The sequence below is a fragment of the ANME-2 cluster archaeon genome (assembly GCA_019429385.1).
In the GTDB taxonomy this organism is placed as follows: domain Archaea; phylum Halobacteriota; class Methanosarcinia; order Methanosarcinales; family Methanocomedenaceae; genus Methanocomedens_B.
The window spans coordinates 1-12360 of record JAHYIS010000049.1 but is presented as its reverse complement, the minus strand read 5'-3'; the positions used below and the strand labels follow the sequence as shown (position 1 = coordinate 12360).

The following is a 12360-nucleotide window of genomic DNA, read 5'->3' as shown; positions in this document are numbered from 1 at the left end:
ACGGTGTGGATTCTATGCCACCGACCGGTGAGATTGTGTCACCTCTGAATGGTACCGTTACCGATTATAATCCGCTGCTCATTAAGGCTATTGTCAGGGATAACATAGCCATTGATTTTAGCAGCATAGAGATTAGGCTTTTTGAAACTGGGAATGGTACCTGGACAAATATCACTCCTTTTGCCACTATTACGAATTCGACACTTACTGAATATACGATTCAATATCTCCCACCAACTCCTTTATATTCCAAAACATATGAGGTTTATGTGAATGCTTCTGAACTGTTCTACGGATCAGGAGATCCTGAGAATAAGAACGTGAGCCTGTGGTGGAATTTCACTATAGTTCCTATTACTGATACCATGAATCCTACGATAACCATCAATAGTCCGGTCAGTTCTGCCGACCTTGTTAGCGGTGATCCTATCAGGGTAGAATACACAGCAACAGATAACACCGCTGGTGATGATTCAGGGATAGATTATCTGGTTATCAATGTTACTCTCAACAGTTCATTTGTATATACAAAAAGAGTGAACATATCATCATACCCGAATGTGATAAAAACTGTTACAAGTGCCAAGACGTTTACCCAGACATATGTGGAGTATGGGATATACACATACAATGTGACGGTATATGACAGGGCTGGCCATAGCGCAATTGCGGAAGCGAGACCCTTTACGGTACCATCCGGAATGGCAGCTGAACTTGAAGGGGATTATATTGATACGAATCTTCTTGGTAGTAGAGTAGATTTCATAATCCGCAGCAAAGGTCCGAATATTGTTATCAGTGGTATGGATATTGATTATCCATCAGGTGAAAAGTTAAAAAATATAAATTTTGATGGCGTCACTAAGTGGTCGAGCAGTGGAACCGTGCCAATTATTTCAGCAGCGTTTGCTCCTACCCAGCCCGTTACAACCGCAGACCGTATGGTAACTTTTGAATTAAAAACTCCCCCTCCTGCTACAAAATGGCCTGCTGATGAGTCAATCCTGGTTAATTTCTACTTTACTGATGGTACTTCAACAGATATTATTGTCACCGCAAAATGATGAAATGGTTGTGAAAAAACTGAATAACTTTCTCAATTCCCAAACAGCAGTATCAGAAGCCATTGGATTCATACTTACATTAGGTGTTGTAATTCTGGCTTCAGGACTGGTTTATGCAAACGGGCTTCCTATCCTGCAGCAATCGATGGATACCTCACATTTCATGGAAATGCAGGAGAGTTTTAGTCTTTTAGGACAAAATATCAATGAGGTCGCATATGAACGTGCTCCGGTCAGGAATACTGAATTAAAGATAATAGGGGGTGCCATGAGCATTCGACACGATAGTTTAATGCAAATTAATGTCAATGGCTCAATAAATACTTTTGAATTGGGTTCAGTAGAATATTTCGTGAACCACCAGATCACTGCGTACGAGAACGGTGCAGTATGGACTAAATACCGGAACAATGATACCGTCATTGTAGTCAAACCCCACATTAATTATGCAAATGTGACGACCATACCTGTGATTGAATTATTGGGAACTCATACTAAAGCCGGGGAAGGAAGTGCAAGGATACGTGCACAACGCAGCGATTCTTCAACAATATATTTCATTAATGCTACAGGGCAAAATACTACGATAACCGTACAAAGTACATTTTACCGGGGATGGGAGAGATACTTTGAAGATAATCTCGGCGCCGATGATATTGTTGTGGATAATACGAACCGGACAGTGAGTGGGAACATAACTACAGATTACATTTACATAGACTTTAATAGACTGAATATGGAGATATACTGATAATGGTCAATCGTTTGATAGATTCCAGGGAAGCGGTATCTGAGGTAGTCGGGTATATAATGTTACTGGGAGTTATAGTTTCAGCAGTGGGATTGATATCTGTGCTGGCTTTTCCCATAATAGAAGATGCAAAGGAAGATGCTTACCTGAAGAATATGGAACAGGGATTTACGGTAATGGATTCCAAGGTGAGTCTTGTCGCATTGGGAAAATCTCCAGCCCAGCTTATCCAGATGTATTCTACGAAAGGTGATATTAGCGTGTATGACCAGAACACCAGTCATATAACGGTGAGCTTTAACAAATTAAACAATTCCTATGAGATCTATAACCAGTCACTGGGCACTATCCAGTATCAATTAGGGGAGAACAAGATAGCCTATGAAGGTGGCGGGGTTTTCAGAAAATATCCTGGAGAGGGTGACCCTGTGACCATTACACCCCCTGAGTTCCATTATAATGGGGAAACCCTTACTCTGCCCATTATCAAGGTAGATGGTAACCAGTCAATAGGGAGCAGTGGTGTAATTAACCTGTACCTGGTATCGAACAATACGCCAAATGTATTATATCCAAATCCGGACTTCAATTCCAACTATACGAATCCATTAACGGTAGGCAATACAATAAGTGTGGTCATCAAATCTGATTATTACATGGCATGGGCTAAGTATATCGAGGAAAGGACAGATGCTGATGTAACCACAAATAGTGCAACGAAAGAAGTAAAAGTACGATTGAATGCAAAACCTAATGAGTATGACCAGGAATATGAACCGCCTATTGATGTCTTCGGATTCAATACAGATAATGAAAACGCCCTGAAAAATTTCTCCATGGTATTTGCTAATGGTGAAAGTAGTTTCAAGTCTTATTGGACAACTTCCGCTAGCTCAACAGAACCATATTTCAGATTTGATACTGAAAAAAAGGGTGGTTCTAATACATCAGGTGTTACCATTACATTGGAATTCCATGATAATGGCAAATGGGAAACATGGGAATGGAGTACACAGCCACTGTTGGTAGGTAGTAATTTTGATGTTGATTTTCTCAACAACAATGTATCCTTACAATACAAATCACCAACACAATCATGGACGTGGGTTAATGAAACGAATTGCAGTGGAGTTTATAGCAATACTCAATATTTGAATTCTTCTTGCGGCGGGCTAAAAGTATTGCAGCATTACATGGCACTTGTAGGACCCACATTTTCATTCACCCCGGTGACTACTGCCGGATTTAATCCTGATAATTCAACATTTGTCCTGTATTACGATGTCATGCCGCCGCGCATCACGTTCATGCATGTTGTTGAACATAAGTTGGAAGTTAAGGTAGGATGACATAAGGACAAATAACCTGCCAGACCAGATTCAACTGAACAATATAAAAAATTGGGATTATTCGCGGTTCTTCACGGCAAACCCGTTTTTCCCTTTGCTCTTTTTTTTTACGCGATATCTCGTGAAGTATCTATCTGGATACCCTCACCGATCTTGAACTTGATGATCTCAGCGGTAGGAGTCATACCTCGTAACTTAGGTATGGAAAGTTTATTTACGATCTTATCTGCGCTGTTTTCCATTTCGATATCAAAGATGGCATCACTGGTATTGAATATCTCATTTTCCAGGCGTTTATCAATTGATTCTTTCAGCCCGTACAGGAAGGTAAGTCCGCCGGTCTTTTTTGTAGTCTCATAAATAACATTTAACAATCTTCTGATCATCCCGTGGTTCACATTAAGATTGAGGAAAAAGGAAAATGTATCTACTACAATAGTGACAGGACCTCGTGAATCGTCGGAAAGTATGCTTTCAAGATTATACTCCATGTACTCCACGATCTTCGCATCAACAAATTCATTGCCTACATTGTCAACCATTTCACCCTGTGGTGACAGGAAGTATGAACCGTATACATCAACAAACTCAACTTCTGAAACATCAAATTTCATGTTCACGATGTCCTGCTTTATAAAAGAAGGTCTTCTTTCAGTACAGAAATAGAATGTTTTTCGTGCCTGAGTAAACTGGTAGAGAAACACTTCAGCCATTGACTTTGTGGCAGCTGAAATATAGACCATGGAACCGGCCGGAATGCCGCCACCGATACTCCGGTCCAGCACATAGATACCACAGGATAATATATCCGGGGCAAGTAACGGTTCTGAAGTTCCCGGTTCAATAAATGTTTCTGCTTTTGGCCCCGGTTCTAAAACAGCTTCAGGTTCAGGTTCATACGCCAACAGGTCTCCATCTGATGAATCAGTGCTTTCGTCGATAACGTCAGCTCTGTCTGTTTCATAAACTAAATCTTCATTACTACCGAGTATATCATCCAAACCAGCCATAGGAGATTTCCCTTTACTTTGCTACGTTATAATTGACCTGTAAACAGATAAAGCTTGTTATGTTATGATACTCATCATTATCATGTATGTTTAAATCAGGATATTTTTTACGAAAGTTGAATCCCGAATAGAATTGGGATTATGTGAACATATCGTGTGGGCTCAAAGTACTGTCAATGTAAACAACAAATAACCCAGTGTTAACATGATCGTGGCATGTTTCATTCCCGATAACAGGCTACCCTCACCCATGACCCCTGCAATGAGCCCGGAACATACACCCTGAACCACTGCTGCATGGAAGAACAGCCTGTTGAATACATTCAGGTCGAACGCCTGCATAAACCCACCTCCCTGCATACCTGATGCCTCCATCTGCTCTGCAGCATTTGACATCTCAGTAAGAAAAGTAGTCGAAATCACATATACCACTCCGATGAACACCGCAAATGAAATGTAGATAATAACGATATATATCAACATATTGACACTTCGTTCTTTGTTCATATCCTGCTCGAACAAAGCATCGTTTGCTGCAATCATCAGTACTTCACCAACTTCACCACTTGATGAATTAGCCTTGGATATGAGGGTTATAGCCCTGACAACAGTATGGGTCCGAACCCTGTTTGAGAACCGGTACAGGGATGAGTTGACATCAAGACCCCAGTCCATATCCTTCCAGACCGTCCTGATATGGTTGCTCAAATATCCTATTTTAGATCTTGCCATTAACCCTATCGAATCTCTCAGCGACATACCCGTCTGGTTGGTACTGGCAAGTTTCTTAAGAAAATCCGGGATTGCACCCTGGATCTTTTTTTCCTTGAATCGTTTTGACTCATGGAAAATCGCGAGTGGTACTATCAATATATAAATGGCATATACTATACGGTCATCGATAAAATCTATGAAATCAGGTGCTTGCAGGGCTTTGAACAGGGAAAGGATAAAATAAATAAATGCTATCGGACCCGTTATCATCAGAATATTGACTGGTTTTTCCTTCATGTTTTTAAGGGGGTCCCTCAATACCTGCCTGAATGCCAGGGTACTTTTCGATTTAAGTAATGCTTTTATCCTTTCGTAATCCGGGTCATCTTCAGGTGGAAGGTCAACCTTTACAGGAAATAATTTCGGCACGGGAAGAACGGGCGGTTCACCGGTGGCCCCCGGTGTCATGATACCGATCAGGAAAATAAACATGAATGAACCCACAGGGAGCATCATATATACGATAGCCTGGAGCATTATCATGGTGTCAGAACCCATAACACTCATCATGACACCCATAATAATAATAAACAGGGGACCGGCAACAAATGCCGTAACATATGATTCCGCAATAAGTGCAAGAGTTTCCAGGAAACCCTTTTGTTCAAATTTTGCCCTCTGTGCATATACTTCTGCCTTATCCCTGAAATAAAAGGGTATATCTCCGCCGCTGTCAATAACCGTAAGCAGGTTATACATCAGGTCCTGGAAATTTTTTGATGGGGTAAGTTCACTGCTGTTGTGCAATGCCATACGGAGATCATTACCGAAGAATTCCATATCCCGTAATATGACATCTACTTCTTTTGAGACCTCACCATACGTAAACCTTGATTGACTGACAGATCGTAAAATCTCAATGACATTCATACCACTTCTGCTCATCGCATACATGAAAGAAACCGCAGGAGGAAGATTTCGGTCAATGGCACCTTTGCGCTCACCAACAATAATCGCAGGATATAATAGGAACAGGACATATACAGCCCCTGCGAATGCAAGGGACAGGAAGACAAATATTAGTCCCCCCACAATCAATTCCTTGAAATCAAGTATCCAGGCTATACTCGGGTCAAAAGTGAGTTTCGTGATCTTGTCAGGAAGACCTATGACACTTATAAGGATAAATGCAATGAACAAACCGAACAGTGCACCCACGATACCGGCTACTATGGAATAGAATATGGTGTTGGACAGGTACATTTCGTACGACTTGCCAATCCGGGCCTGCTTTAATGATTTTGCGAGCCCGGCATATTTTTCCCCCTGGTCCTTCATGGTTTCACCAAGAAGGATGAACGGTATCATCATTACCTTGTGTATAAAGAACTTTACTTTGCGGGAATAATCATCAAGATCGAATCCCTTTTTGGATTCGGCTTCTTCCTCGGTCCGGAGCTCGTTTTTCATGTCGTCCATTGCCTGCGCCACGATAAAAAATAAATTATTGAATTATCTTAAGTTTTTGTAAAACTTTTTCAGGATTGATCGAATATTCATAAATTATTGTAGAAACGGTATTGTAATCCAGAATATTATTCCTTACAAGAAAATCTATGATCTTTTCCCGGTAAGAAAGTTCTCTTTTTATATCCTTCTCAGTCCATGCCCGCGTAGTCATTATTTCCTTAAGTGCTTTAGATTCACCAACCCGCTGGAATACGTCGGTCATTGAATCCCAGGTAAATATCTCATTGGTACGTATATTCCTGGTCTGCGGGTCAATATCAGTTATCTCAACCAGTTTCATATTTCTCCTGACCCTTTTGCCTTTATGGTATGTCTGGGACTGGATACTGATTATATTGAGAGCCTGTATCATGCTTCTTGGTACACTGATGGGCGGGTTCTCTAACCTGTGGATTGCTGATGCAACAGAATCGGCATGCATTGTAGAGAATGTGGTATGACCGGTACTCATTGCCTGGAAGAGGGTCAGTGCTTCCTTACCCCTGACCTCGCCTACAAGCAGGTATTCAGGTCTTTGCCTGAGGGCACTCCGTAAAAGTTCATACATATCAATACCGCCGCGCTCATCTGCAGTGAATGAATCCCTGGTTACAGCCGGGATCCAATTTGGATGAGGTAGCTTCAATTCCCGGGTATCCTCAAGAGAAATTACCTTGGCCTGTCTTGGAATAAACAAAGCGACAGCATTTAATGATGAAGTCTTGCCTGAAGCCGTGCCGCCTGCAAAAATTAAACTCTTGTTATTTTCTATACACAGCCACAGGTATGCCATCGTTTCTGCACTGAATGTTTTCCAGTTCACAAGGTCGATAGGTGAGAGCGGTACGTCCGCAAATTTCCTGATTGTGAACGTACCACCATGTGCCGTAACATGTTTACCCAGGGTCATTTGTATCCTGGAACCGTCCGGCATAGTGGCATCGATCATGGGCTCAGCCACAGATATGTGTTTTCCACTACGTTGTGCCAGTCTAATTATGAAAGAGTCAAGTCCATCTTCGTCGTACACCACATTGGTTGCAATATTAGTGTACTGTTTATGGTACAGATATATTGGAACATCATGTCCATTACAGGAAACATCTTCTATTCTGTCATCTTCCTGTATGGCATCAATAAGTCCGAATCCGACAAAATCACGTTTCACATAATACAATATTTTTTCCATCATTATTGGCGTCAGGTCAATATTATAATCCCGTACTAATTCCCTGACCTTCCGGGTCAATACTAAATTTTTATCCATTTCAGGTATGACATCTTCTACCAGCAATACATCCCTTAACCGGTCCTTGATCTCTTTTAAGAAAAGGTCTTCAAACCGGGATAGTTTTGGCTCTATTACATAGTAGATTTTTTCTTTTTTATCAATGTTGTTCAGTATTACCACAAAAGCAAAAGGTTCGTTCACCCAGTACCGTTCGACCTCTTCATGCCCTTCAAGCCCTTCAAATGACACGAGAGGACCGTGAAGGTCGGGGTCATAATCCTCAATTTCATCATTCTCTTTGGAAAGATATTCCTTTAACCGTCCAATGATGGAGACCGATTCCTTTTCTTCCATCGCCCATTCATGTTTTTTCTTTATGGACTTGATTCTCGCTTCAACATCTCGGGCCAGCCGGTCTTCAACAATATCTTTGACAAGTTCTCTTCCTTCAGTTGGTTCCCCCTTTGCAGCTTCCCTGGTTAGCGTGCTGCCACGTTCCTCGATCTTTTCATCAAGGATTCCGGAAATCCTATTATTTCCCCCCCCTAACCGTTGCATAAGGTCTGAGGTTTGGAGAATTTCTTCACCAACATCAGGAGTTTCAGTTCCCTGCCCACCTTCTTTTTCATATTCTGATACAACAATGCCTCCATTCAATAAACCATCTGATCCATTGTTAGATTCATCTTCAGAGGGCATTTCGGTTTTTTCAGGTATTATCTCTTTGTCAGGTGCAATTTCAATCGTATTTTCCTCTGGAACGATTTCAGCTTCTTCATCAACTTGTATCCCCTCATCAAGCATTTGTGAATTAGCTAATTTCAATTGCTGGATCCGTGCGAGAAGATTGCTCACATCTGGCGCAGATTCATCTTCCCGTTCTTCAGTTTTTTCAGTATCACGTTTAAGGTCATCAATTATATTGCGTAATCGATCAATATCTTCAGAAACATCTTCAAGTTCTGAATTTTTATCATATGCACAGTAAAGTAATTGTTTGAACTCATCGACCTGCGGTTTTTCAAGTTCAGAATAATCTGCAAACTCTTCTTCTAATTTATAAAGAATGGAAGACTGCTGACTATGTTTTTCTGAGAGTGTCTTCACTTTTTCAGTCAATTCCCCACCATTCAATATGGGAACTTCTTCAAGGAGTGAATCTATAAAATCTTTAATATCGTTATCGTCTGGATTTATGAAACTTTTAAGAAATTCTTGTATTTTCGTTTCCATAATTACATCCATTTAATCGCTCGTAATAATTGGATAAAAAAGCTTGAGGTATTACAACCTCAAGCCATTCAACGCCGCCATTGTTTCAAATAAATTATTCGATAGTTAAATCTTTAATCTCTTGAAATCTTCGATGTCGTGTGCCAGACGGGTCAGTTCATCATCTGTCAATGCCATTCTACTTCTGACATCTTTAAGTTCTTTTTCCAGTTGCTTAATTCTGATGTTCATCAAATATAATAAGAAAAATGCAACGATCAGAACTATTACTAATATAATTGTTACTATAATTGTATCCATTTTACTTGCCTCCGAATAGTACCCTTGCTAATCGTCCACTAAATCCTTCATGAGCTCCTACGGACATTTCTACGGGTTCGATGAACTCGGTTCCGGATATATAAGCAGCGATTCGTTTAAATGCGATTGCAGCAGGAGAATCTGGTGTTTTTATAACAATAGGTGTCTTGAAAGCAGCAGAACGCCTGACATTTGCATCTTCAGGTACCATGTCTATGACATCTACTCCAAGCAGGTCTGCAACTTTTTGGTTATTTATCTCAGTCCTTTCCATTCCAGCTCTATTTAATATGGCCCCTCCGATATCACCTCCGAGCATCTCTGCTAATACCTTTGTTTTTAAGGCATCAGCCATTGATGAGAGTTCAGGATTGACGACCAGGATCACCTTATCTGCAATAGCAAGGGGAATCACACCATCTTTACTTATCCCGGACGGTGCATCAATAAGCATGTAATCAACACCTTCTATAAGTCTTGCCATGACCTCTTGCAGTTTATCAGGGTCAGAGTTCTGGAATCCCTGGAGGGATATGCCACACGGGACAACCATTACCCCACCGGGCCCTTGATAAACTGCCTCGGATATATCTGCTTTTCCGCTTAACACTTCGTGCAAAGTGATCGGACTTCTTTCAAGACCCAACAACAGGCCAAGGTTGGCCATGCCGATATCGGCGTCTATAATTACGGTTTTTTTCCCCAGAAGGGAGAGTGCTGTACCCAGATTTACGGTGGTAGTTGTTTTACCGGTACCACCCTTTCCAGATGCAATTGTATACACTTTTGCAGCCATATTCATTCCTCACATCATGTAACTTTTTTACTATTTCTTTAATGCATATATTATTTAATGATAATCGCATTGTATGTCATGTTCACGTTTTTTTAAATTGCCCGTGTACTACAAAGATTTGTAGGTGTGCTGTTTTTTAAAAGGAAATAAATTCCAGTATATCTTAAGGTTTCATTCAAAATTGAACCGGCAATATTGGCTTTATTTTTATGTCCAAATATTTTTCATGACCACCTATTATCCTATACACATTGTTATTATTATGATGACATATAAATTTATCGCACTAGATTTTTTTTATGGAATCAAGTCACATCTTCATTCACACCATTCTTGAGTATTTTCCCCGGATAGAAAATGTGAGCAGTAATTATTTATAGAATGACTATATATTCAATTATATGCACGGTTAATACAAAACCGTCCATATTACATTGTATGCGGATAATTGTGTTGAATGTTCAGTTCATGTGAATCATATCCAATTCATATCTTGCCTGGCAAAATAAGGATCTTAACTGGACAATAAGTACAACTCGATACTAACAATAAGTGGGTGAATAAGAATGACCGTTAGTCTGAATTTCTTTAAACAATATCATTGCAATATCGTGAAAGCATTGGGTGATGATGCTAAAAAGATAAATGCAAAAGTTGGCTCCATAATGGCAGATGAATGGCTGTCAAGGGAACATGCTGACCTGAATGACCCCCAGAATTTCAGGGAAGATTTTAGGAATTACCTGTTGAACGAACTTGAATTTGCACGGGATGTAGATGTTGTGATAAAAGGTAATGATATGGATATCACAGTAAAAGGTTGTGTCATCTGCCATGGGAATGAATTACTCAGGCAGGAGGGCATGGCTACAGCCTGTCCGATCGTCCAGACCTCTAAATATGCTGTTGTCAAGGGATTGAAAAAGAATGTAACCATGAAAGGAGTAGATAAGCCCGGTGTTGTGGGTGATTGTGTGATCAGATTCGAATTGCAGTAATAAGAGAATCATATATCATTTTGCCTACATTACTGCGGGTTCAAGGGCACACATATAATTGTCGGAACAATAGTGTTGATCAAATTATGATGGTATCAAAAATTCATCTATGCTAATTCTGACCCAATTACTATGTGAATATTGAATAAAAAAACAGCCAAACTATGGAAATACTGCGCCTTACAGTGCAGCATATTCACTGACCCGAAGCAATCCAATAACATTCAGGGTATTATATGTTGCAAATGCAGATATCGAAACCACTGCTATGAGTACCACAGCTCCGATTATCTGGGCAATGAGCGAAACCTTTGCTATGAAGATACCGGCAGCAATAACGCCCCATGGACCAGAGACTGCATGAACTTGCGTTACCCCACATACATCATCAATACCACGCTCTTCGATGAACCGGAATATAAATGGTGTCTGGGCACCGGCAACAGCTCCTTCAATCAGACCTGATACCGGCGTGAATAGGTCTGCACCTGCACACACAGCCACAAGTCCTGCACACATGCCGTTTGCACACCATATCGGATCACCTTTTATCATTACCGCGGCATCGAGTGTCCCGCCTGCTATTGCCATGGTGGTTGCAACAGCCACCGATGCTATCGTGGCACCTTTTTCTGATATGAAGGCTGCTCTCCCGATATTGAATCCGTACCAACCGAATGCAAGTATGAATGCACCCAGAACAATATAGGTGATGTCATGCCCGGGGATGGGCAATGGTTTACCATTTTTGAACCGTCCGTTCCTGGTACCCAGAACAATAGCTGCGGTACGTCCCATCACACCACTTACAAGATGTACTACACCGCTTCCTGCAAAGTCATGGAAACCAATGGCAGTTAATGCTCCACTTGCACCCATGCAAGATTTTCTCCAATCGGGTATATGATAGCACTTATAATTATGACAACGACCACATACCCGCTGATCTTTATTCTTTCTGCCACCGCACCAGTTACAATAGTTACCGTTGCAACAGCAAACATTATCATTTTCATATAATGGGCATAGCTTCCAACATCAGTTCCGCCGGGCGTCAGCTCGCCGCCAAGGAATTGCATACCATAACTTACCGCATACCCCAAAAACAAGTACACGATCAGGACAACAGACATGTCCAGAAACTTCAATGTCATGTGTACACCCACGTTTTTGCTTCGAATCTGAACAATTTCAAGCAGGATAAAACCAGCTGCCATAAAAATATCAATACAGCTGCCCACAGGAAAAAATAGACATTCAATGATTGTGGTGTAATATTTTACTTAAACGGTCATCGTCAATATCACGCTGCCCGTGTGTGGTGGCGTTGAAGTCAATACGGTCAATAATTCCCTGCAGGTCTTTGTTCTCTTTGGCTATATCACGCAGAATATCGGTGAGACCC

General features: G+C 41.0%; 10 protein-coding genes. 4 read left to right on the top strand and 6 right to left on the bottom strand.

Features of this window, described 5'->3' with window-relative positions; genetic code table 11:
• From K0A89_12190 to K0A89_12180, 3 genes are all read left to right on the top strand, one after another.
• Positions 1-1064 (top strand): hypothetical protein (locus K0A89_12190; protein MBW6519244.1); only part of this gene is annotated, 1064 nt, incomplete at its 5' end.
• Between the two features lie 10 nt (positions 1065-1074).
• Positions 1075-1815, top strand: a complete 741-nt coding sequence (locus K0A89_12185; GenBank protein MBW6519243.1) for a hypothetical protein — start codon at positions 1075-1077, stop codon at positions 1813-1815.
• Positions 1816-1817: 2 nt separating this feature from the next.
• Entirely contained in the window at positions 1818-3164 is a 1347-nt protein-coding gene (locus K0A89_12180) for a hypothetical protein (GenBank protein ID MBW6519242.1), read from the top strand.
• 107 nt (positions 3165-3271) lie between these two features.
• On the opposite strand, the gene K0A89_12175 is transcribed toward K0A89_12180, so the two are convergent.
• From K0A89_12175 to minD, 4 genes are all read right to left on the bottom strand, one after another.
• The gene (locus K0A89_12175) at positions 3272-4174 is read right to left on the bottom strand and encodes a recombinase RecA (GenBank protein ID MBW6519241.1); all 903 of its coding nucleotides are present in this window, start codon (positions 4172-4174) and stop codon (positions 3272-3274) included.
• A 162-nt stretch (positions 4175-4336) separates the two neighbouring features.
• Entirely contained in the window at positions 4337-6367 is a 2031-nt protein-coding gene (locus tag K0A89_12170; protein MBW6519240.1) for a type II secretion system F family protein, read from the bottom strand.
• A gap of 25 nt (positions 6368-6392) precedes the next feature.
• A complete protein-coding gene (locus tag K0A89_12165; GenBank protein ID MBW6519239.1) occupies positions 6393-8432 on the bottom strand; it encodes a type II/IV secretion system ATPase subunit in 2040 nt (679 codons plus the stop codon).
• 730 nt (positions 8433-9162) lie between these two features.
• A complete protein-coding gene (gene minD, locus K0A89_12160; GenBank protein ID MBW6519238.1) occupies positions 9163-9957 on the bottom strand; it encodes a cell division ATPase MinD in 795 nt (264 codons plus the stop codon).
• Positions 9958-10523: 566 nt separating this feature from the next.
• Here minD and K0A89_12155 point away from each other — a divergent pair.
• Positions 10524-10955 (top strand): hypothetical protein, encoded by a 432-nt coding sequence (locus tag K0A89_12155; GenBank protein MBW6519237.1) that lies wholly within the window; start codon positions 10524-10526, stop codon positions 10953-10955.
• 180 nt (positions 10956-11135) lie between these two features.
• Here the strand turns inward: K0A89_12155 and K0A89_12150 are convergent, their stop codons facing one another.
• Together K0A89_12150 and K0A89_12145 are read right to left on the bottom strand one after the other, a co-directional pair.
• A complete protein-coding gene (locus K0A89_12150) occupies positions 11136-11834 on the bottom strand; it encodes a hypothetical protein (protein MBW6519236.1) in 699 nt (232 codons plus the stop codon).
• On the bottom strand, positions 11813-12196 hold the full coding sequence (locus tag K0A89_12145; protein MBW6519235.1) for a hypothetical protein: 384 nt from the start codon (positions 12194-12196) through the stop codon (positions 11813-11815). The genes K0A89_12150 and K0A89_12145 overlap by 22 nt, the downstream gene beginning before the upstream one ends.
• Positions 12197-12360 lie beyond the last annotated feature (164 nt).